Origin of the sequence: Oceanobacillus sp. FSL K6-0251 (genome assembly GCF_038004725.1) — a bacterium.
Lineage (GTDB): Bacteria > Bacillota > Bacilli > Bacillales > Amphibacillaceae > Oceanobacillus > Oceanobacillus oncorhynchi.
Window position 1 is genome coordinate 692,336 of sequence record NZ_JBBORS010000001.1, and the last position, 22,914, is coordinate 715,249.

The following is a 22,914-nucleotide window of genomic DNA, read 5'->3' on the forward strand; positions in this document are numbered from 1 at the left end:
GGAGGACACATGGTACAAAAAGTGCAGATTGCAAAAACAGATTTAGTTGTTAACCCGATAGGATTAGGAACCAATGCAGTTGGAGGTCATAACCTATACCCGAATCTGAAGGATGAACAAGGAATGGATATGGTTCGGGATGCCATCAATCACGGCGTAGATTTTTTAGATACTGCTTTTATTTATGGACCGGGTTATTCGGAAGAGTTAGTAGGAAAAGTCGTGAAAGACATGGGCAAGCGTCAAGAAGTAGTCATCGCCACAAAGGCTGCTCATAAGTTTGTAGATGGAGAGGTGCAGTTTGATAATTCTCCGGCATTTTTAAAGCAAGCTGTTGATGATGCGTTAAAGCGTATACAAACAGATTATATTGATTTATTTTATATTCATAATCCCGATGAAAATACGCCTAAAGATGAGGCGGTTGGTGCATTGAAAGAATTGAAGGATGCAGGAAAAATCCGTTCTATCGGTGTTTCCAATTTTTCATTGGATCAGTTAAAAGAGGCAAACAAAGACGGATATGTGGATGTCGTCCAAGATTTATATAATTTGATCCAAAGAGATGCGGAGCAAACATTTTTTGATTATACGAAAGAAAATGACATCTCCTTTATTCCATTCTTTCCGCTTGCTTCTGGGTTGCTCGCTGGCAAATACGATGAAAATACGACGTTCCCAGAAGGGGATTTACGCAATGGTTTTGACCATTTTCAGGGAGAGTCCTTCCGGAAGAATCTTGCCAGGGTGGAGAAGCTGCGAGAGATTGCTGCAGCTAAACAGGTGGAAATTCCTCATTTAATATTAGCTTGGTATTTGGCTAATGATGCCATTGATGTTGTTATTCCTGGAGCAAAGAACGGCTCGCAAGTGCAAAATAACCTGCAAACATTAGATGTTGCTATTTCAGATGAAGAGTATAAAGCAATCAGCGATATTTTTGCTTTGTAAGCTGCTGCATGAAATGAATGGCTGTTACTTATTATTTAGGTGACAGCCTCTGTTTATTCTTACACAAAGGGATAAAAAGCTTGTTATCAATATAAATTGGAATACTTCTATATATGCTTGACACCGATTGATTCCGGGTGCTGTTAAAAAGCTTCTTGTCTTTTTAGAAAATGCGTTAGAGCTTTTTAACTTCATGGGAAAGGTTGTATAAAAGGATGAAAAATCTATTTGAAGGAAAAAAAGATTTAAATAAATATGTTACTTCTATTTCGATATATGGAGCTGAGTTTCGAGTTTATTATTGGGGAGGATGGCAGCGTCATTTTGGCACAAAAGCGCATGTACACAGTTTTTTTGAGGTGTCTTATGTACTTGGCGGAACTGGAGAATACCAGGAAAGGGATGTTAGTTACCCGCTGGCTCCGCACTCTCTTATTTTGACGCGGCCTAATCAGGAACATAAAATATCCAGTGTACAAGGAATGTATTATTTATATTTTGCATTTGAATTAAAAGAAAGTGATTCAGCTAAGAAATGGAGACATTATATACAAGATTTGCAGCAAGAGGTGCAGCCTGTCATCCATTCGCAAGAGGAAGCGATACATGCTTATTTATGGAAAGCACTCTATCAGTCTGCGATAGATGTAGAACATAGATGGAAAGAAGATATGCTTAAACAGCTTGCTTCTAATTTACTGCCTGCTATATTCGACTCCTTTTACCCGTTACCTAAACAGGAATCCAGTTTAAAAGATAATGACGATGATTTTGATGAAAGAAAGGTTCTAGTCTATCGAGTGAATCTCTATATAAAGGACAATCTGCAAAAAAATCTTAAAATATCAGAGGTCGCAGATGACTTCTATGTTTCGAAGCGCCATTTGTCCCGGTTGATCAGAGAGGAGACGGGCAAGACATTTACAGAGATTTTACAGGAAGAGCGTCTGAGTTTAGCTACGGAATATTTACGAGGAACCAAGATGTCGATTAAAGATATCGCTACGGCTTGTGGATTTTCCAGCCTGCATTATTTTACAAAAGTATTTACGCAGATTATACGAACTCCTCCAGCGAAATATAGAAAGATATATCAAGGGACGGTGGAATCTGAATTTAAGGAAAGCTAAATAAGGTAAATACAAAATCTTCCCTAAAACAATATATACATGTATTAAAAAACTCTTTCCTAATATAAAAGCTGGGAAAGAGTTTTTTAATGAAATGAATGCTTCAAATATATTTTGATTTAAAAAAAGCTGTCCTATATTTCTTTTGTATATGGAAGAAATAATTAACGATTTTCTTTTTACCGGCGAAATACATCCTACCAATGCCAAATATTTCTTTACTAAGTCTGAACTGCCCTCCCCAGCCATGTCCTGAAAATGCAAAAAAATGGCTGAATTATGCAAATACAATTTAAATATCTTTCTCTATAATATACCAATAGATATGATTACTTCATGGGTATATTTTGATTATTTATTAATTATTTTTGAAATAGTAATCGATTTCAAAAAATGTAATATACGCTGTACAAAAGGAATGCATCACTTATCATTGGAAAGCTATGATTATTTCTGTTTCTATAAGTCTTTAAAAACAGAAGGGTATCCATTTGTTTGTGAGTAGAGCGAGCTTCATTCTTCTATAAAAAGAAAACGCATTCAATATGTTGAATAAGTGATGCTTCTAAAAAGTAATCGGTATGTTAATCCAATAAAGGAAGGGCAGGTAACTTTTATGGTTTTAAGAATAGGTGTTATCGGAACAGGAGCAATTGGGCAGGATCATATTCATAGAATTACACACTCTCTGACAGGAGGAGAGATTGTCGCTGTAACCGATGTAAATAGTGAACAGGCACATGCAGTTGTGGAACGCGAAAGTCTGCAGGCGAAAGTGTACGATAATGGTCATGATTTGATTCAAGCGGATGAAGTAGATGCCGTCATTGTCACATCTTGGGGGCCAACTCATGAAGAGTTTGTGTTAGCTTCGATTGCAGCTGGAAAACCTGTATTTTGTGAAAAGCCGCTTGCGACAACAGCAGAGGGGTGTAAGCGAATCGTAGAAGCTGAAATGGAATATGGGAAACAGCTGGTACAGGTAGGTTTTATGAGACGATATGATAAAGGATATCGTACGTTGAAACAGGCTGTCGATAATAACAAGGTTGGTGAACCGTTGATGCTGCATTGTGCACACAGAGCACCTTCTGTTACGAATTTTAGCGGTGATATGGCAATTACGGATTCGTTTGTACATGAAATTGATGTGCTGAGATGGCTGATTCAGGATGATTATGTTTCTACACAGGTTATCCAGCCAAGAAGAACAAACCTTGCTGAAGAAGGGCTGCAAGACCCGATTATTATATTATTAGAAACGAAAAAAGGGATTCGTATCGATACGGAGATTTTTGTTAACTGTCAATATGGATATGATATTCAATGTCAGGTTGTCGGGGAGACGGGCATAGCTAATTTACCGGAACCGCCTAGCCTTCAAATGCGCAGTCAAGCCAAGCTTTCCACTGATATTCTAGTAAACTGGAAAGAACGCTTTATCGAAGCATATGATGTTGAATTACAAGAGTGGATCAATTCTACGGTCAAAGGTGAGGTGCATGGTCCGTCAGCATGGGATGGTTATGTTGTAGCAGTGACAACGGATGCAAGTATTGAAGCGAAACAAACAGGAAAAATCGTTCCAATAGAAATGCCTGAACAGCCAGCTTTTTATCAAGAGGCTAAAGCAGAACATACTGTTTAAAGGTGATGAAACAAAAATAGTATCAGACAAATTTTTAAAGGAGATGAATAGAATGCGTTTAGCTTATGATCCATCACATTATCGTGATAATACGAACTTAAGGGATACGATTGAGAATGTTGCCCGGTTAGGTTATGAGTATGTGGAGCTTTCCCCGCGGGAGGATTTTATCTGGTTCAATCAATATCCAAAAGTCGATAAGCAGTTAATCAAAGATTTAAAGAGATATTGCTCCGATGCCGGCGTGAAAATTTCATCGGTACTTCCTGTGCAGCAATGGTCTTCTCCCGTAGAAGAAGTAAGGGAAGCAGCGGTTAGAAATTGGAAGCGCTGTATCGAAATCACCTCTGAGCTGGATGTCGATTTGATGAATACAGAATTTGCCGGAGATAAAACACGTCCGACAGACAGTGAAGCAGCATTCGTGAAATCAATGGATGAATTGATGCCTCTTTTTGAAAAAGAAGGAATCAGGTTAAATATCCAATCGCATCCGCATGATTTTATTGAACTGAATACGGAAGCAGTCCGTATGATTCGTGCGTTAGATAAAGATTGGATCAAGCTGGTTTATTCTGTACCGCATGCTTTCTTCTATGATGATGGGATTGGAGATGTGGAGCAACATTTGGAGGAAGCTGGCGACTTGCTTGACCATGTATTGATTGCAGATACGCTGAATCATAAAGCAGCATTTGGGCTGCGTTACATTATCAATCCTCCCGGTGCTAATGTGACCATTCACCAGCATTTAAATCCAGGCGAGGGAGAAATCAATTTTGATGCGCTATATAAGAAGCTAAGAGAAATGAAGTTTGATGGGATTGTGACAAATGCGGTATTTGCTTATCCGGATCGACCGGAGTGGTCCAATGAATTAACGTTGAAATCTATTAAAGAGGGTTTACATTTGGATTAATAAATAGCATGTAAAAATAGAAGGTTAGAGATATAGATGTTTACTCCGTAATATCAGGTATACATAACAGTTTGTATGCTTGATATTACCCTTAAAAAAACTGGTGGATAAACCATGTATGAAGAAAAGCGGTTGAATATGATTGTAAGCGCTTTATTAAGTGTACGCTTTAAAGGGGTATCTTCAAGGGAGGAAAGAGAAAGTGAACACAAAACAAAACTCATTTTTAATTAAGGTTATTATGGTTTCGACATTAGGCGGGCTTCTTTTTGGATATGACACAGGTGTTGTAAACGGTGCGCTGCCTTTTATGGCCGAGTCACTTGATTTAAACTCATTTACACAAGGATTGGTGGCAAGTGCGCTTCTGCTTGGAGCTGCAGTTGGTGCTGTGACAGGAGGTCGGCTGGCTGATTATTTAGGACGTCGTAAAAATATTGTTTATTTAGCTCTGTTATTCTTTTTTGCTACGCTTGGCTGTACACTAGCCCCTAACATAACAGTTATGGTTATTTCTCGTTTCGCCTTAGGAGTTGCCGTAGGGGGAGCTTCTGTAGCGGTGCCTGGTTATCTGGCAGAGATGTCTCCTGCTAACAGAAGGGGGAAATTAGTTACCATCAATGAGCTGATGATTGTATCAGGACAATTGATAGCTTTCATTGTTAATGCGATACTTGGTAACATGGCAGATGTTATTCCAGAAGTATGGCGTTATATGTTAGTTATTGCAGCAATTCCAGCAGTATTGTTATTCTTTGGAATGTTAAAAATGCCAGAAAGCCCTCGTTGGCTTGTGTCAAAGAATCGAACAGATGAAGCTTTGGAGGTTCTTCGCAGAGTTCGCAGCGAGGAAGAAGCACAGATTGAATTGAATGAGATTAAAGAATCCTTTGCGAAAGAAAATGAGAAAGAAAAAACAACGTTTAAGAACATGCTTCAGCTAAAGTGGGTACGTCGTATTCTATTCCTTGGGATTGGTATATCGCTTGTCCAGCAAGGTACTGGCGTAAATTCGATTATGTATTACGGAACACAGATCCTCCGGGATGCAGGGTTTGCGACGCAAGCTGCCTTAGTAGCAAATATTGCTAATGGAGTTATCTCGGTGTTAGCAACTTTTCTTGGAATCTGGCTTCTTGGAAAAGTAGGCCGGCGCCCTATGCTGATTGTCGGACAAATTGGAACAACAAGTGCCTTGCTTCTTATTGCGATATTTGGAAATGTGCTTGTTGATTCTTCGGCGCTTCCTTATGTTGTCCTAACGTTAACGGTTACGTTCCTTGCATTTCAACAAGGTGCTATATCTCCGGTAACATGGCTGATGCTGTCAGAAATATTCCCGACCCGTTTTCGCGGTATAGGAATGGGAACTGCAGTCTTCTGTATGTGGATTTTTAATTTCTTAATTAGTTTAGGTTTTCCCGTATTGCTGGATAAAACAGGTTTATCGGTTACGTTCTTAGTATTCGTTGCTTTGGGAATTTTATTGATTACCTTTGCAGCAAGATATTTGCCGGAAACCAAAGGGCTGACATTAGAGCAATTAGAACAGCGTTTTCGGAAGCATGGTGAGCAAAAGGCTTAGGGTAAATCATTAAGCTTACGCAGGCATCAAATAAAGTGAAACTTCCTTCAGTGGGGGATTCTTTCATCTCCCACTTGGAAATAATATGTTTCCTTCATTTCTTGAAGTGAGAGTCTTAAAAAAGTTCTTCGATTGAATGAGTAATCGCAGTAATGTTGGAAGATTAAATCAAATGAATCAAGGTTTGAAGTGATAGAAAAGCGTATGAACTTGAAAGGATATTCAAGCTCATACGCTTTTTCTATTGAATTTAATTTCCAACCTTATCTAATAATATTGTTAGTAATCTCTTTTCATAAAAATTTTGGCTCTGTAATACCAGAAGGAGGCATCAAATTATCAGTGGGAAAAAGTGGCTATTCCGTATTGGCAGGAGTTAGTGAAAAAAGCAGAAGCGTGTGGTATCGAGAAAATTGCACTAGAGAATTTCAGTGCACAGCTGGTTTATAATCCAGAAACATTATTTCGATTACGTAATGCTGTAGGTCCTATCGTGGGCTTGAATTTAGATCCAAGTCATTTAATTTGGATGGGAGCAGATCCGATTCTGGCTGCTAGAGAGCTGGGAGATGCGATTCATCATGTCCATGGTAAAGATGTACGTTTAGAACGGCACTTATCTGGTGTAAATGGTTTGCTAGAAACAAAAGAAATAGATGATGTAGCAAATAGAGCCTGGAATTATGTAGCTGTAGGATGCGGTCAGGATTTACAGTGGTGGAAAGAGTTTTTCTCTGTCGTTAAAATGATGGGATACGATGGGTATGTTTCTTTAGAAATGGAAGATTTAACGATGACTCCTGAAGCAGGGGTCCGGACCTCTGTTGATGCTCTCAAACAAACATTGAGCTTTTAATAAGCAAAGCTAAAGCAGTTTCTAAAATGAAAAGCTGTTCCTGATAAATCTTGTTGTAAAACTAGATGGACAGGACAGCTTTTTTGATACTTAATCAGAAGAACACAAGATAAATATATTGATTTATATACTAAGCAGGGAATGAAATGCTGGTATTTATCTACTTGCTTTTTTAAGAACAAGCTGACTTCAGAATGCAAAAAACGGTCAGCAAATTATAAATACTTTTATCGTTTTTTTATTTAAACTGGAAGTGAGTAGATTAAAACTATTTCAGATCCATATATAGAAAAAAGATAATTAGAAAGTAGGTTATCCATGACAAAAGCAATGAACAGGAACAAAAATTTATTTATGCTGGTATCGTTTTTATTATGGTTTCCGCAATTTATGTATGTTCCAACCTTATCTCCGTATATGGAGCATACAGGGATTCCATATTCCTTTATCGGGGTTATCCTGGGCAGCTACGGATTAACCCAATTATTGTTTAGGCTGCCAATTGGGATAACCTCCGACATCATAAAACTAAGAAAACCATTTATCCTCTTTGGCATGTTTATTAGCATGCTCAGCTGTTTTATATTTCTAACGATGGATGGGGCTGGATGGTTATTGTTTGCACGTGCGCTGGCCGGACTTGCAGCTGCATCATGGGTTGCTTTTACTGTCTTATATCCCATTTATTTTTCAGAGGATAAGGTGCATATAGCAATGGGAAGTATTTCTTTTATTGTCGTGCTGGCTCAATTTCTTGGGATGAGCTTTAGCGGCTATATTGTTGAGGAATGGGGATGGAAGGCGCCATTTTGGATTGGCAGTGTGTTCAGTGTGATTGGATGGGGGCTGGCTTTCTTTATTTATGAACCAAAAAATAAGAAAGTCTCCGAGCCCATTAAGCTAAAAGGATTAATACATATTATCCGCGAACCGTCGCTATTAAAAGTGTCTCTGTTATCCATATTGGCTCATAGTATTATTTTCTCGACCATGTTTGGCTTTACATCAACGTTTGCGTTACAGACAGGTTTTGAAGCGAGTGAGATTACATGGATTGTAGCTGCTTTTATGGTGCCGCACGCGATTGCGACGCTTTTTATGGGAAACGTGATTATTCCTCGCTTAGGAGAGGGGAAGTCCTTGGTGGCTGCCTTTTTGCTGGTGACGATAGCTACTGTGCTTATTCCGTTCGCACAGCTGAAGAGTATCTTTTTGGTCATTCAGGGATTGCAGGGCTTTTCCTTAGGAATGATTTTCCCGCTGCTGCTGGGGATGTCTATCCAATCGATTAAACCTGCAAAAAGAGCAACAGCTATGGGGGCGTATCAATCTATCTATGCAATAGGTATATTTGTTGGTCCATTTTTAGCAGGAGTGGTTAATTCGCAGTTTGGTCTCGCATCTGGGTTCTATTTTGCAGGTGGATTAGGGATGATAGCGACGCTGCTTGTCGCCATTTGGTATAGGGGGAAGATATTTACTCGTCTTTCATTTGGCAATAAGGATACAAAGAAGCATCATGCAATTTAAAACTACTAACATTATATGATAGGAGGCAGAAGGAATCATGACAATAAACATTTCGGGTGCGCCATGCTGCTGGGGAGTTGATGATCCTAAGAACCCTTATCTTCCAGATTGGAAAGACGTTTTAAAAGAAGCGCATCTGGCAGGATTTACAGGGATTGAGACAGGACCTTACGGATATCTTCCGCTTGATACAAGTGTTTTAAAAGAAGAACTGGAAAAAAATGAACTTACGATTGTAGCAGGGACTATCTTTGATGATCTTGTCTCCGAGGCCAATCTGCCTAATCTGCTTCAACAAGTAGAGGCTATTTGTTCTTTAATCACGCAGATGCCGCAAGAACAAGCGGGAGACAATCAAAAGTTTAAGACACCTTATCTGATTGTGATTGATTGGGGCCATGATGAAAGAGATTATGCAGCAGGCCACCCTGATCAGGCGCAGAGATTATCAAATAAGGCATGGGGTAATATGATCTCTCATATTACCCAAATTGCAAAGAAAGCTGCGCAAGAATACGGTGTTCGTGCAGTGGTGCATCCACATGCCGGTGGGTACATTGAATTTTCGGATGAAATATTGAAACTGACAGAGGACATTCCGTATGAAGTAGCCGGTCTTTGTTTAGATACAGGACATTTACTTTATTCAAAAATGGATCCGATAGAATGGCTGGAAAAGCTATATCATCGTGTAGACTATATTCATTTTAAAGACATTGATATAGATGTCTACCGACAAGTCATGAATAAAAAAATCCGTTTTTTTGATGCCTGTGCGGAAAATGTAATGTGTCCTATAGGTGAAGGTGTTATTGATTATAAAGAAATATATGAGTTATTAGCTGTAAAATTAAAATATGAAGGGTTTATCACGATCGAGCAGGAGCGTGATCCTCGAAATGCAGGCAGCAGTTTAGCCGATGTGAAAAAAAGTGTCGCATTTTTAGAAGAGCTTGGGTTTAATAAATAAGTTCAAGCTTTCCAATGTAATTGTAATAAAGCGTATGAATAAGGCCACCCGGCCCAGCTTTATACGCTTTTTACAGTAATTTATCACACCGTGTCAAATTACTTTACACTTCTTCATTTTCTCATAGATTTTTAGATGATATTCATGTAAAATAAATACAATTACTGTAATTGTATTTTTGTGAAAAAACAGACAATTGAAAAGGGGGAGATGTGGAAGTGGAAAGCATACAGGCAATAGTGGATACGGTTAATGGTATCGTCTGGGGGCCGATTACGCTCGTACTGATTGTAGGAACGGGAATATTTTTAACATTGCGTCTGGGATTTTTACAAGTAAGAGATTTACCTTATGCGCTTAAATTAACATTCTCTAAAAGTAAAAATAAAGACAAAAACGAAAAAGGAGATATTTCTCATTTCCAATCATTGATGATTGCTATGGCGGCGACACTGGGAATTGGTAATATGACTGGAGTTGCTTCAGCTGTGCTCCTTGGCGGTGTTGGTGCGCTATTTTGGATGTGGCTGGCGGCATTTTTTGGGATGGCCACAAAATATGGTGAAGCTATCTTAGCTGTTAAATACCGTACCGTCAATCATAAAGGGGAAATATCAGGCGGTCCAATGTATTATATTGAAAAGGGATTGGGCTGGAAATGGTTAGCTGTTTTGTTTGCGCTGTTTGGCTTTTTAGCATCCTTTGGAATTGGAAATATGACGCAATCGAATACTGTTGCCGGTTCCTTACAAGCTACTTTTAATATTAACCCATGGGTTACGGGAATCATCTTGATGGCGCTCACTGCATTAGTTTTGCTTGGCGGAGTGAGAGGCATTGGAAGAGTAACTGCTATCTTTGTCCCATTTCTGGCTTTGTTTTATATAGCTGGCGGACTGATTATTGTTATTTTAAATATTACGGAAGTTCCTGCGGCGTTTGCAGTTATTTTTGAGGCTGCATTTAATCCGGAAGCTGTCGGCGGGGGAGCTATCGGTTTAGCGATTCGATACGGGATTGCCCGCGGGGTGTTCTCCAATGAAGCGGGTCTTGGTTCAGCGCCAATTGCGGCAGCGGCAGCGAAGACGGATTATCCAGGGCGGCAGGCGTTAGTATCGATGACAGGAACATTTCTGGATACGATCGTGGTTTGTACGATTACCGGACTTGTTGTGGTGATGAGCGGGCTGCATTTGCAATTTGGAGCAGATGCAGCACCTGTCATTACAGGAGAAGCTTTTGACTTTTTCTTGCCTGGATTAGGTAATTATATTGTTGTATTCGGCCTTATTTTCTTTGCTTATTCCACTATTCTGGGCTGGTCCTATTATGGGGAGAAATGCTTCGGTTATATTTTTGGAGATCGAAATACAATCTATTATAAAATCATTTTCTGTCTGGTTATCCTGTTTGGTGCGGTTCAATCTGTGCAGTTAGTATGGGATCTTGCGGATATATTCAATGGATTAATGGCAGTGCCCAACTTGATTGCGCTCTGTTTATTATCCGGCGTGATTGTATCTGAAACAAATAAATTTAGAGAAGTACGGAGAAAGGAAAAAGAGGAGGAGAGGAAGCAGAAGCTGGCTGGTTAATGATTGCTGTAATAAATGATAAAGTTACAGTAATTTTCTATCGGACATATAAAGGAAATAATTGAGGGGAAATCAATTCGTATAAAAAGTGACTTCTTTGCATCCATGGAAGTCACTTTTTAGGTTTCTCAATAATTGAATTTAATTGCAGCTATAGGATTTATTCGTTCTAAAAGGTTGTCTTCAGGATTTCCAAATAATATCACTTCTCCAGTAACAAGAGTCCCGTTTACAAGAGGACAGCTATGTAAGCCAAGCTGAGCTGTTCTTTTTAATCTGTTTTATTTATTATAAAATACCTTTAGAAATAATAGATGCTCCTATCCTCATATAACAGGAGTATCTCAGTAAAAGTTATTCTTTTTATTTTATTATACCGTTGTATATCCTATATTATTTCACCAAATTTCACCTGAAAACATATTAAAATAGGCGGATATATCTTTTTTTATATACAAACAAATCTCATGATTTTAAAAGATAAATTAGAATAATTTGCATATTATAATTTTATATGTTTAAATAGATTCTACTTTAAGTTATTTTTCCTACAGTTCTCTATAGATGTGGCTGATGAAAATAACATTGTGAATCTTAACGTATTTTTCAATCATACAAGTTCATTTATAGAATCAAAAATTTCATATTTCTATAATCACTAGGGGAGCGATTTTTATCGCTGAGAAAGGAAACTTGACTCTTATAACCTGATTTAGTTAAGACTAACGTAGGGAAGTGATGACTTACTTAAGTAGATAATAATCTAGTTATGTATTCATTTCCCATTCATCTGTATTCGTTGAATGGGTTTTTTAATGCTTATGTCATAAATTCAATAAAAGAGATACCAATTTAATAAGAATGTAGGGGGACCAGTGTTGCTGGTTGAGATACTATCCGTAAGATATAGACCCTTAGAACCTGATCTGGTTGAGACCAGCGTAGGGAACATGCAAAGTAATTTCTATCATAAGGAAATGTATGTACCCTGGGCTTCATGTCTGGGGTATTTTTATTTGGAAGGAGGTTTGCATATTTAATTAGTTGATGATTGCTTTTAAGACATAATAATACACTTTTTGTTAGAAAGAAGGTAGAGAACGAAGGATGAGAGAACAAAATAAAAAAATAGCTCTTCAGTTTCAAAACGTAAATTTCTATTACAAAAATGATGCAGGGAAAATTCCTATATTAAAAAATATGAATCTTTCTATTGCGGATGGTGAATTTGTAAGCATTATCGGTGCAAGTGGGTCCGGCAAGTCGACAATTTTCCGTCTAATTGTCGGATTGGAGGAACTGAAAAGCGGAACTATCTATTTAAACGAGGATCCAGTAACCAATCGTTCTGGAAAAGTTGGTTATATGCCTCAACAGGATTTATTGATGCCATGGCGGACTGTTCAACAAAATGCAGCTCTTCCATTGGAACTGCAAAAGGAAAATCATCTCGATAGAAGAACTGTTCAAAACTTGCTGGAGGCCTTTGGGTTAAAAGGATACGAGAATAAATACCCTCATGAATTATCTGGGGGGATGCGGCAACGGGTTTCCTTTTTAAGAGCCACGTTATCCGGATCTAATGTGTTGTTGTTGGACGAACCTTTTTCAGCCTTAGATGCAATGACCAGGTTATATATGCAGGAATGGTTATTAGAACAGTGGGAACAACAGCAATCTACTATTTTGTTTATAACACATGATATTTCAGAAGCATTATTTTTGTCTGACCGCATTTTCGTCATTACGGATACCCCATTTACAACATTAAAAGAAATTAAAGTACCTTTAGAACGTCCAAGACGACAATACGATTTAGATAAAGAGGAAGTGACGGAGCTAAAAAATGATTTACTAGATCAGTTTCGGATGAGGGTGTAATGCATGAAAAATTATCTTTATTCTATTATTTTAATCACAATCTTTTTGCTTATATGGGAAGCGGGAGCGGGGTTTGTCGCTACATCATTTATTTTGCCAGCGCCAACCGAAATCGTGAAGAAGCTATGGGAATTAAAAACAGAGCTCTTGTTGCATCATCTTCCTATGACGCTTGCTGTTATTATCATTGGTCTTGGGATTTCATTGGTACTGGGAGTTGCTTTAGCAATAAGCATGAATCTATCTAAAACATTACAACAAGCGATTTATCCTATTTTAATTGCATCACAAACTATTCCTATTATTGCATTGGCGCCCATTTTTGTACTTTGGTTCGGTTATTCCATCTGGAGTAAAGTTATCGTTACAATTATCATTACCTTTTTTCCAATTACCGTCAGTACTTTCGATGGTTTTCGATCAACAAGTAAAGAGCTGAAAGAATTATTTCAAACATTAGGTGCATCTAAAAGAGCTCTTTTTTTCAAATTAGAAGTCCCATCCGCACTGCCTTCTTTTTTTTCAGGGCTAAAAGTAGCGGTGCCAATGAGCGTGATTGGAGCGGCAATTGGAGAGTGGCTGGGTGCACAAGCTGGTTTAGGGTATTTTAGTCGTCGGATGATGACACAGTTTAATGGAGCGGGTGTATTTGCTCCGATTGTCCTTCTTTCTTTGATTGGAATTTTATTGTTTATTACTGTTGTTTTATTAGAAAAATATATATTGAAATGGAGAAGATCTTAATATGAAAAAATTATCAATAATAGTTGGTATTCTAATAATCTTTATTAGTTTAAGTGCTTGTGGAAATGAAAAGGAAGAATCTATAGCAGAGGATAATAAAAACGTAAAAGAAACAAATACCGTTTCTATTATGCTTGATTGGTACCCGAATGCTGTACATAGTTATCTATACGTAGCAGAAGAGAAAGGGTATTTTGAAGAAGAGGGAATCGATGTTGATATTCAATTTCCAGCAAATCCGACAGATCCGCTGTCACTTGCAGCTTCAGGCAATGTGACGATGGGATTATATTACCAGCCTGATGTGATTGCAGCAAGAGCAAATGAAAATATCCCTGTTAAATCCGTGGCTGCTATTGTTCGGGAGCCATTAAATCACATTGTTTACCGTTCCGATGATCCGGTAAATTCTCCGAAAGATTTAGAAGGGAAGCAGGTAGGGTATCCTGGAATTCCTGTTAATGAAGCAATTGTTCAAACAATTGTTGAACATGACGGTGGAAATTATGAAAAAGTAGATATGCTGAATGTGGAATTTGAATTGGGTTCTTCTCTTATTTCTGAGCAGGTTGATGCTGTAAGTGGTATGTATGTAAACCATGAAGTGCCAGTTCTGCGCAGTGAAGGCTATGATATTGATTTTATTAATCCAGTAGATTACGGGGTTCCTCACTTTTATGAAATTGTCGCTGTTACCAGTGACGAGACATGGGAAGAGGAACAGAAAAATATTGAAGCATTTTGGCGGGCTGCACGAAAAGGATATGATTTCATGATTGAAAATGAAGAAGAGGCACTGCAAATCCTGCTTGATCACCAGGATGAAGGAAACTTTCCCTTAGAAAAAGAAATAGAAACAGAAAGCTTGTCTATTCTCTTACCAAAAATGGAATCAGAGCAAGGTTTTGGATCACAAGAAAAAGCTTCATGGGAAGAAACAGCAAAATGGTTAAAGGAATATGGAGTAATTAAAGAAATTCCAAACATCGATGATATATTTATCAATATTGAATAATAATATCCTAAATGGCAATAGGAAATGTAATACTTTATATGAAGTCATTATATAGGGCTGGAATGGAATTTCTTGATAAGGTTGCCTAGATTACCTCATCAAAAAATTCTGCGAAAAGGTATTTTCAGTCAATTTTCGAACTGCGTAATGTACGGTATTAGAATATACGTTCATTGTGTGTCCTTTTTTTGACGAATCTCCTAATTAGCCCATTATGCCGACGATGATCAACGCTTTTTCCGTGCAGTTTTTTATGGTTTCGGTGTTTTTCTTTTTATTGGAACGATGAAAATATCAATTTTCGCTGGCTTCTTCAAGGATATGCAGCTCCTGATCATTCGACCAGCTTACAATGTCCAAGCCGCTGTAGACGCAGAATTTATCGTGGGAATAGATGTCTTTTCCGATCGTAACGACACAGCTACGTTGATTCCGATGCTTCAATATTTAAAGGAAAACCTCCCTTTCACGTATCGTCATATTGTTGCGGATTCTGGATATGAAAGCGAAGAAAATTATGTCTATTTAAAGAAGCAAAAGCAGACGGGCTATACCAAGCTGCAAAATCATGAACGCAAGAAAAAAGCTTCTTTCAAAAAAGGATATCAAACATCGGGAAAACATGGCTTACGACAAAAATACAGATACCCTACACCTGTGCCAATGATCGGAAGTTACAAGTCATTAGAAACTATACACGAACTTCACAGACAGGCTACGAATCTCAAGTAACGGTCTACGAATGTGAAGACTGTTCCGATTGTCCGCTTAAAGAAAAATGTACGAAAGCGAAAGGGAATTGTCAACTGCATGTAGCTAAGGAATTTCTGGCTTACCGAGAAACAGCACAAGAAAATATTCTAACAGAAGCAGGCAAGCTGTACCGTATGAATCGTTCCCATTCAGGTGGAAGGAACATTCGGCATACTGAAAGAAGATTATCAACTGAAGAAGTTTCGTACGAGAGGAACAGGCAATGTACAAAATGAGCTTTTGATTCTAGCATTTGGTTATAATTTCAATAAAATATATAAGAAAATCCAAGCTAATCGCCTGGATCTTTATTATCACCCATTAAAGACAGCTTAAAAATTATTAAAAGGCGAAGCTTATTTAAGTACGTCAAAAAAACGAACAATTTTCTTTTTACCGCCAAAAATAAGATAGCGAATCTCAAAAGGAGCTGTCGCAAAATGCGTATCATGCATTTTGCGACAGCTCCAATTTAAAAGTTAAAGTCATCTCATATTAACGAAGCTCACTCAATTCAACCGTACGATTCTCTTTCCAGGAAAGTTTCGCAGCTTTTGCTAACAGCTCAGCCTGTAGCCCGTCCTCGAATTTTGCCACGACGGGTTTATCTTCTAAAATAGATTGGGCAAAATCATGGATTTCCGCGATGTATCCTTCATTATAACGCTCAAGGAAGAAATACATTGGCTTGTCCTCGGTAACCGCAGCATTTGTGCTTACTTTTACATTGGTCGGCTTCTGATTTTCTACCTGGACCATGCCGTTATTGCCGAATACTTCGATACGCTGGTCATAGCCGTATAATGCTTGGCGGCTGTTATCAATTACTCCCAGAGAATCATCTGCAAAGGTGAGGGTGATAATGGCTGTATCTACATCATCATTGCGTGAAAAACGATCATCTACCAGAGAAGACGCTTTTACGGTAATGTTTTTCACATCTTGACCGGATAAGTAACGAATCATATCGAAATCATGGATCGCCATATCGATAAATAGGCCGCCGGAGCGTTTTACATATTCTTCTGGCGGAGCTTCCGGATCACGGGAAGTGATTTTAATAACATGCGGTGTACCAATATCACCATTGCGGACAACATCATGTGCTTTTCTGAAATGTGTATCGAAACGGCGGTTAAAACCTACTTGGAATTTGACGCCTGTTTCTTTAATCACTTCCAAGGTTTCTTTTGTTTTTTCAATATCAAAGCTGATTGGCTTTTCGCAGAAAATATGCTTGTTATTCTTTGCTGCTTTTGTAATAAAATCAATATGGGTATCCGTGCTTGAGCAGATAAAAACAGCATCGATTTCTGGGTCATTAAGAATATCATCTGCATTCTGTGTGATAACAGGAACAGCCTTTAAATAATCGATATCCTTCAAGTGATCGGTGTATACATCAGAAATTGCTTTTAACTGGTATTTATCGGATAGCAGAATATTTTTAGCATGCAGCTGTCCGATACGTCCAGCGCCAATGATGCCTACAACTACTTTTGTCATTGTCATTCCTCCAAGTCTGTAACTGTCTATGTGAAGCGACAGTTGTTCTGATAATATGGACTTATGCTTTATTGGAAGAACCAAATAAACGCATTTTTTCTATTACTACTCTTTCAATTGCATTCATCCCTGTTGTCATAATTTCCGGGATCTTATGGGAATCTGGATGCTGCTCCAGGTAGTCACGTACTGCTTTTGTCCATGCTTGATTGCATTCGGTATTTACATTGATTTTGGCATGCCCGTATTCAATGGCTTTTACAATTTGGTGGGCAGGAATACCAGAACCGCCATGCAGAGCCAGAGGAACCTCATTCAGGTTGTCAGAGATTTCCTGCATTAAATCAAATGCCAGCTTTGGTTCACCCTGATAAACGCCATGAACCGATCCAAGCGCGGCTGCAAGCAGATCTACTCCGGTTTCTTCTACAAGCCGATAACACTCGTTTGGGTCCGCGTATTTGATGCCTGAAGTGATGCCATCCTCTGTACCGCCAACAGAACCGATTTCTGCTTCCACAGAGACATGCTGTTTATTTGCATAGTCGACAACCTCTTTGGTGTTGGCGATATTTTCTTCCAAAGGCAGCTTCGAGCCATCATACATAACAGAGCTGTAGCCTGCATCAACAGCTTCTTTACAGCGTTCTACCGATAAACCATGGTCGAGGTGCAGAACGACAGGTACGGTAATTCCCATTTCTTCTACCATTTTTTTGGTAGTGGCAGCAATCAATTTAAATCCGCCAAGGTAGTCTACGATACGATCCGTGGAAGCTAAAATAACGGGAGATTTTTCTTTTTCTGCTGCGCGTAATGTGGCTTCTGCCCATTGAAAGGTATTGATATTAAATTGGCCGACAGCATACTGGTTTTTCTTTGCTTCAGGCATCAGCTCTTTTAATGATACAAATGTCATTCTTTCACCTCCATTCTTTTTATAATTAAATATGCCGTACATTTCATGAAGAGGTTCACTCTAACATACTGCTTTTAAAGTGAACATCCTCATTTAGTTTGTGACTTTTTCGTTCAATACGTTTTCGTTAATATACTTGCGGGCCTTTAAAGCATATTCAAGCGGATGCGCAATTTCCGGATCCTGCTCTGCTTCAATCACAATCCAGCCCTGGTAGTTATTTTCCAGCAGCTTGTCATATACTTTTTTAAAGTCGATACCGCCATCGCCAGGTACCGTAAACATTCCGGCAAGAAAGGCAGAGCGGAAGGATAGACCGTCCTTTTCGCTCGTTTTCATGATATTGTCCCGAATATCTTTAAAATGCACATGTTTAATCCGGTCGATGTGCTTCTCTAATAACGGCATGTATGCTTTATCAGAGGCGTAAATGTGACCTGTATCGTAAAGCAAGTGAACCAGTCCCGGGTCGGTATTTTTCATCAAGCGGTCGACTTCTGCCAACGTCTGTACGCCGGTTCCGAGATGGTGATGATATACAAGCTTTAAGCCGTAACTGTCAGCGACTTCGCCGAGTACGTTCAAGCCTTCTGTAAGCTGATTCCATTCTTCATCTGAAAAAGTGGGCTTATCAGCAAAAACATTTTTAGGTAAGCCTTGAATACTGTAGGTTTGTTCGGATACAACAGCAACCGCAGCATCCACTTCTTTTAAATAAGCGCAGTGCTCACGGAATGCTTCCGATGCTTTCTCCACGCCATCTTGAATAATAAAACTGGAGAACCATTGTCCGGCAATCTTTAAGTTGCGGAGCTTTATTTCTTTTTTTAATGTTTTCGCATCAGGGAAGAAACCGCCGACTTCTGTGCCTTCAAATCCGGCAACAACGATATCGCTCAATAGATGCGATAGGGTATTGTCTTTTCCGATTTCCGGCATATCGTCATTTCGCCAGCCGATTGGTGCTATTCCCCAATGGATATCCTGTTTTCCCATCATTCATCACATCCAGCTTCCATTAATATTGTCTTGCATTATCGAGAATTTGTTGTCTTTCTGCGGCAGCTTTTTGTACACTTTCCTTTTCGGAAACTTCTGCTACTCCAACATTCCACCAGCTACCATCGTAGCCGTCTGTCATTGTTTTTGGCAGCACTTTTATTTCAATCAGCGTGGATACCGTTTGTTTTTTAGCATCTTCCACAGCTGCTGTTAAATCTTTTAGGTTATTGACAGAATAGGTTTTTAAGCCATATCCTTCTCCGATTTTAGCGTAATCAATGTTCATGATTTCGTTATTCGCATTACGGAATTCTGTTCCTGTGCTTCCATTTCCGTGATCCATTTGTAAGTTATTGATGCATCCAAACCCGGAATTATCGAATAGCAGCAGGTTGATTTTTTTATCATATTGAAGAGCTGTTACAATTTCAGAGTGAAGCATTAAGAAGCTTCCGTCTCCTACAACTGCATACGATTCCTGTTCAGGCTTCGCTAATTTAGCTCCCAGTGCTCCTGCGATTTCGTATCCCATACAAGAGTAGCCATATTCTAAATGGAACGTGTTTGCCACATTGGCATTCCAAATCCGCTGCATATCTCCTGGCAGTGATCCTGCGGAAGAAATCACAATAGCATCGCTGTCAACCACATCATTGACTCTAATTAATGCTTCCGTTTGTGTTAATTCTGTTTTTAGCGCATCTGCATAATCATTTAAAATCTCTTGATTGAAATGATCCGCGATTTCAGGTTTAAAATCATTGCGATTGAATTCTGTTGCAGCTAAGCGATTGCGCTCATTTTCCCACTCTTGTTTCAGGGAAGCTGTTTCTTCTCCATAGCTTGATTGGTAATCGCCAATATTTTTATTGATTGATTGCAATGCTGCTTTGGCGTCAGCCACCACTTGGAAACCGTCAAATTTATAAGCCTGCCCGCGGTTTACATTGATATTTAAAAATGTTGTCTTGTCAAAGTCAAACAACGTTCTGGATGACGTTGTGAAATCTGTATATCTTGTACCGATTCCGATAATCAAGTCGGCGTTCATCACTGCTTTGTTCGCAGCGGAGGTACCTAAAATACCATTTCCGCCAAGATTATTCGGATGAGTAAACTCCACGGTTGATTTCCCGGCATGTGTTTCTACGATGGGAATATTTGCTTTTTCAGACAGTGCTACTAATTCCTCTCTTGCCTCTGAATATTTAGCACCGCCGCCGACTAACAGTACCGGGCGTTTGCTTTGTTTAATGGCTGCAATTGCTCCGTCTAATTCACGCTGCGTCGGTAATTTACGGTCTACATAGTGAACGCGTTTATTGAAAAAGTTGACTGGATAATCATATGCCATCGCTTCTACATCCTGAGGTAAGCAAATCGTTGCTGGTCCAGTTGTTGCCGGATTCGTTAATACTTCAAATGCTCGGATTAACGCACTCATCAACTGTTCCGGACGATCAATACGGTCCCAATATCTTGAAACAGCTTTGAATGCTTCGTTGGTTGTTAAATCTGTACTGTGTTCATGCTCTAATTGCTGCAGTACAGGGTCGGGCTGTCTGGTGGCAAATGTATCTGCCGGTAAGAATAGCACCGGGATATTATTTGCAAAAGCAGTTCCAGCTGCTGTTACCATATTCGCTGAGCCTGGTCCTGCAGATGCGGACACAGCAAAAATCTTTTGACGGAGATTTTGTCTGGCAAAAGCTGTTGCTGCATGTGCCATTCCTTGTTCATTCTTTCCTTGATAGCTTTTTAGACGTCCAGGATTATTTTCAAGTGCTTCTCCTAAGCCTAAAACATTTCCATGGCCATAAATATGGAAAACACCTTCTACAAAAGGCGTTTCTACGCCGTCTACAGAAATATATTGCTGATTCAAAAACTTTACCAATGCTTGTGCAGTAGTTAAACGGATTTTTTCACCCATTTTATTCAACCTACCTTTCGTATCTAAATTTAAGAACGCTCGCGAATAAGCTGTTCAATTTCTTCTACAGTCGGCATCGCTTCGGAAGAACTGTGCTTGCTGACAACGATGGAAGCAGATGCACTGCCGAATTTCAATGCAGTTTCATAGTCTTTTCCTGTAACAAGTGCGTAAAGAAATGCAGATGCATAGGAATCGCCTGCGCCAAATGTTTTTAACACTTTTGTTTTGTATGCCTGTCCGCGGTGAACGGTACCATCTGGCTCATAGGCATAGGAACCGTCGACACCATGCTTGATGACAACAAGCTCGGTATTATGCTGGAATAAGTGCTGGACTGTTTTTTCATTGTCGCCTTCTGAATCCAGGTTTTCCATCACATCGTATTCGTCACGCGTACCGATAACGACATCGGAAAGCTCTGCAACGAGAGAGTAATATACTGCTGTTTCCTCAGCAGATTTCCATGTATATGGACGGTGATCTAATTCAAAGATAACTTTGACATCATTCTTTTTTGCATATTGAACTGCTTGCAATACCGCTTCACGAGAAGGGCTTTGTGCCAGTGCGGTACCGGAAACAAGAAGGATTTTCGCTTTTTTTATATAATCTTCGCTTACTTCGGTGGAATCTAAATAAAGATCCGCTACTTGATCACGATACATTAAAATGCTGCATTCTTCCGGGCTTAGAATTTCTGTGAAAGTAAGTCCGGATTTATGTCCTTCTGTATCGTAAACGATATGAGAGGTGTCAATCCCTTTTTCCTCCATGTATTGTTTGATAAAGTTTCCGTGCTGGTCTTCTGAGATTTTGCCGATAAATCCAGCTTTCAGCCCTAATTTTGAACTGCCAATAGCAATATTTGCCGGAGAACCGCCAACGTATTTTGTGAAAGTCATTGTTTCTTCCATCGGACGGTTGTATTCGTTTGCATTCAAGTCAATCGCAGCGCGGCCAATCGCAATAATATCGTATTCTCTATCTTGATTAAATGTAAGTGCCATGCATTTCGCTCCTTTTTCATTACGGTTTATTTTCATAGGAGAATCGCCCTCGCCTCTTTCTATAAGAATAGAGGAGAGGGGGACGATTCAAAAATGATTAGTCTCGATCAATAATCCATTCATGATCTTTTTCGTTATGGAATTTCCAGATGCGTTCCGGCCCGGCCATGACATTTAAATAGTAAGAGGCATAGCCGTCTGGCACGCCTACTGGATGGTAGCCTTTAGGAACAAGAACAACATTGGCATTTTCTACAGCCATGGTCTCATCTAAAGAACGGTCCTCTGTATATACACGCTGGAAAACAAACCCTTGCGGCGGGTCCATTTCGTGATAATAGCTTTCTTCTAAGAAGGACTCGTTTGGAAGATTGTCCTGGTCATGCTTATGCGGAGGGTAGCTGGACCAGTTAGCTGTTTCTGTAAACACTTCTACAACAAGCAAGCTGTTTGCGGAAGGATCAGAGTCCGGTAAAATATTGTGTACTTGCCGTTTATTATTATATTTTCCGCGATGCTCTACGCCGTTATCCTCTGCTTTAATCAGTTTGGTCGGCAGCTCTTTATCAGATGGAGCAAAGCATAATGCTACACGAGCTTTCGTGTTAGCTGTAATGGTAACTGTTTTATTATGGGAAACATAAACACTGTCTGTCGGTTTACGTTCAAATACGCTTTCGCGGGTACCAATATCAGAGAAGCTTCGATAGCCATCTGTGACGGTGATTTTTCCTGTTAATGCGACAACACAAAGCTCTAAGTTCGTCAGCTTTTCGTCATAGCTGGTATTTGGTTCTAAATCTACTACTTTAAAACCGACATAATGAAGGTCGGAATTTTCTTCTGTCACTTCATGAACAAGTGTTACGCCGTCTGCTAATTTGTTATTTTCAGGTTTTCTTAATAAATGACTCATAAAGAACTCCTTTCGATATGGAATGAGGCTGGGACTGGAGTAACAAGTCCA

General features: G+C 39.2%; 20 protein-coding genes, 1 pseudogene and 2 riboswitches. Of the genes and pseudogenes, 15 read left to right on the forward strand and 6 right to left on the reverse strand.

The features are described from left to right. Window positions 1-9 precede the first annotated feature (9 nt). The 15 genes and pseudogenes from MKY45_RS03520 (at window position 10) to MKY45_RS23235 (ending at window position 15,913) form a co-directional block, all read left to right on the forward strand. On the forward strand, window positions 10-951 hold the full coding sequence (locus tag MKY45_RS03520) for an aldo/keto reductase (RefSeq protein ID WP_341172523.1): 942 nt from the start codon (window positions 10-12) through the stop codon (window positions 949-951). A 215-nt stretch (window positions 952-1,166) separates the two neighbouring features. Further along, on the forward strand, window positions 1,167-2,081 hold the full coding sequence (locus tag MKY45_RS03525; protein WP_341172524.1) for an AraC family transcriptional regulator: 915 nt from the start codon (window positions 1,167-1,169) through the stop codon (window positions 2,079-2,081). Between the two features lie 616 nt (window positions 2,082-2,697). After that, window positions 2,698-3,729 (forward strand): Gfo/Idh/MocA family protein, encoded by a 1,032-nt coding sequence (locus tag MKY45_RS03530; RefSeq protein WP_341172525.1) that lies wholly within the window; start codon window positions 2,698-2,700, stop codon window positions 3,727-3,729. Between the two features lie 52 nt (window positions 3,730-3,781). Next, on the forward strand, window positions 3,782-4,648 hold the full coding sequence (locus MKY45_RS03535; protein ID WP_289584962.1) for a sugar phosphate isomerase/epimerase family protein: 867 nt from the start codon (window positions 3,782-3,784) through the stop codon (window positions 4,646-4,648). 202 nt (window positions 4,649-4,850) lie between these two features. Then, window positions 4,851-6,233 (forward strand): sugar porter family MFS transporter, encoded by a 1,383-nt coding sequence (locus MKY45_RS03540; RefSeq protein WP_341172526.1) that lies wholly within the window; start codon window positions 4,851-4,853, stop codon window positions 6,231-6,233. A 322-nt stretch (window positions 6,234-6,555) separates the two neighbouring features. Further along, window positions 6,556-7,089, forward strand: a pseudogene (locus MKY45_RS03545) (sugar phosphate isomerase/epimerase family protein); the annotation flags it as partial. Between the two features lie 318 nt (window positions 7,090-7,407). Next, window positions 7,408-8,619, forward strand: a complete 1,212-nt coding sequence (locus MKY45_RS03550) for an MFS transporter (RefSeq protein ID WP_193062818.1) — start codon at window positions 7,408-7,410, stop codon at window positions 8,617-8,619. A 37-nt stretch (window positions 8,620-8,656) separates the two neighbouring features. Then, window positions 8,657-9,589 carry a sugar phosphate isomerase/epimerase family protein gene (locus tag MKY45_RS03555; protein WP_193062820.1) on the forward strand — a complete coding sequence of 311 codons (933 nt, stop codon included), beginning with the start codon at window positions 8,657-8,659 and terminating at the stop codon, window positions 9,587-9,589. 227 nt (window positions 9,590-9,816) lie between these two features. Further along, complete coding sequence (locus MKY45_RS03560) at window positions 9,817-11,184, forward strand: alanine/glycine:cation symporter family protein (RefSeq protein WP_212928718.1); 1,368 nt, start codon at window positions 9,817-9,819, stop codon at window positions 11,182-11,184. 650 nt (window positions 11,185-11,834) lie between these two features. Next, window positions 11,835-11,935: riboswitch (TPP riboswitch) on the forward strand. Window positions 11,936-12,039: 104 nt separating this feature from the next. Further along, window positions 12,040-12,149: riboswitch (TPP riboswitch) on the forward strand. 142 nt (window positions 12,150-12,291) lie between these two features. Beyond that, window positions 12,292-13,065 (forward strand): ABC transporter ATP-binding protein, encoded by a 774-nt coding sequence (locus tag MKY45_RS03565; protein WP_256705655.1) that lies wholly within the window; start codon window positions 12,292-12,294, stop codon window positions 13,063-13,065. Between the two features lie 3 nt (window positions 13,066-13,068). Further along, window positions 13,069-13,809 (forward strand): ABC transporter permease, encoded by a 741-nt coding sequence (locus MKY45_RS03570; RefSeq protein WP_193062825.1) that lies wholly within the window; start codon window positions 13,069-13,071, stop codon window positions 13,807-13,809. 1 nt (window position 13,810) lies between these two features. Further along, window positions 13,811-14,824 carry an ABC transporter substrate-binding protein gene (locus MKY45_RS03575; RefSeq protein WP_341172527.1) on the forward strand — a complete coding sequence of 338 codons (1,014 nt, stop codon included), beginning with the start codon at window positions 13,811-13,813 and terminating at the stop codon, window positions 14,822-14,824. 285 nt (window positions 14,825-15,109) lie between these two features. Beyond that, window positions 15,110-15,556, forward strand: coding sequence for a transposase (locus MKY45_RS03580; RefSeq protein WP_341172528.1), 447 nt, complete (start codon window positions 15,110-15,112; stop codon window positions 15,554-15,556). After that, window positions 15,508-15,813: a transposase gene (locus MKY45_RS23230; protein ID WP_445667633.1), complete on the forward strand. Its 306-nt coding sequence runs from the start codon at window positions 15,508-15,510 to the stop codon at window positions 15,811-15,813. The genes MKY45_RS03580 and MKY45_RS23230 overlap by 49 nt, the downstream gene beginning before the upstream one ends. Next, window positions 15,731-15,913, forward strand: coding sequence for a transposase (locus MKY45_RS23235; protein ID WP_368901554.1), 183 nt, complete (start codon window positions 15,731-15,733; stop codon window positions 15,911-15,913). The genes MKY45_RS23230 and MKY45_RS23235 overlap by 83 nt, the downstream gene beginning before the upstream one ends. A 159-nt stretch (window positions 15,914-16,072) precedes the next feature. On the opposite strand, the gene iolG is transcribed toward MKY45_RS23235, so the two are convergent. The 6 genes from iolG to iolB form a co-directional block, all read right to left on the reverse strand. Continuing rightward, window positions 16,073-17,083, reverse strand: coding sequence for an inositol 2-dehydrogenase (gene iolG, locus MKY45_RS03585; protein ID WP_341172529.1), 1,011 nt, complete (start codon window positions 17,081-17,083; stop codon window positions 16,073-16,075). Between the two features lie 61 nt (window positions 17,084-17,144). Next, window positions 17,145-18,002 (reverse strand): class II fructose-1,6-bisphosphate aldolase, encoded by an 858-nt coding sequence (gene fba / locus MKY45_RS03590; RefSeq protein WP_193062864.1) that lies wholly within the window; start codon window positions 18,000-18,002, stop codon window positions 17,145-17,147. Window positions 18,003-18,095: 93 nt separating this feature from the next. Then, on the reverse strand, window positions 18,096-18,998 hold the full coding sequence (gene iolE / locus MKY45_RS03595; protein ID WP_289584981.1) for a myo-inosose-2 dehydratase: 903 nt from the start codon (window positions 18,996-18,998) through the stop codon (window positions 18,096-18,098). Between the two features lie 22 nt (window positions 18,999-19,020). Beyond that, window positions 19,021-20,937, reverse strand: coding sequence for a 3D-(3,5/4)-trihydroxycyclohexane-1,2-dione acylhydrolase (decyclizing) (iolD, locus tag MKY45_RS03600; protein WP_289584972.1), 1,917 nt, complete (start codon window positions 20,935-20,937; stop codon window positions 19,021-19,023). A 29-nt stretch (window positions 20,938-20,966) separates the two neighbouring features. Further along, window positions 20,967-21,947 carry a 5-dehydro-2-deoxygluconokinase gene (iolC, locus tag MKY45_RS03605; protein WP_289584973.1) on the reverse strand — a complete coding sequence of 327 codons (981 nt, stop codon included), beginning with the start codon at window positions 21,945-21,947 and terminating at the stop codon, window positions 20,967-20,969. A 97-nt stretch (window positions 21,948-22,044) separates the two neighbouring features. Then, on the reverse strand, window positions 22,045-22,863 hold the full coding sequence (gene iolB, locus MKY45_RS03610) for a 5-deoxy-glucuronate isomerase (RefSeq protein ID WP_256705663.1): 819 nt from the start codon (window positions 22,861-22,863) through the stop codon (window positions 22,045-22,047). Between the last annotated feature and the right edge of the window lie 51 nt (window positions 22,864-22,914).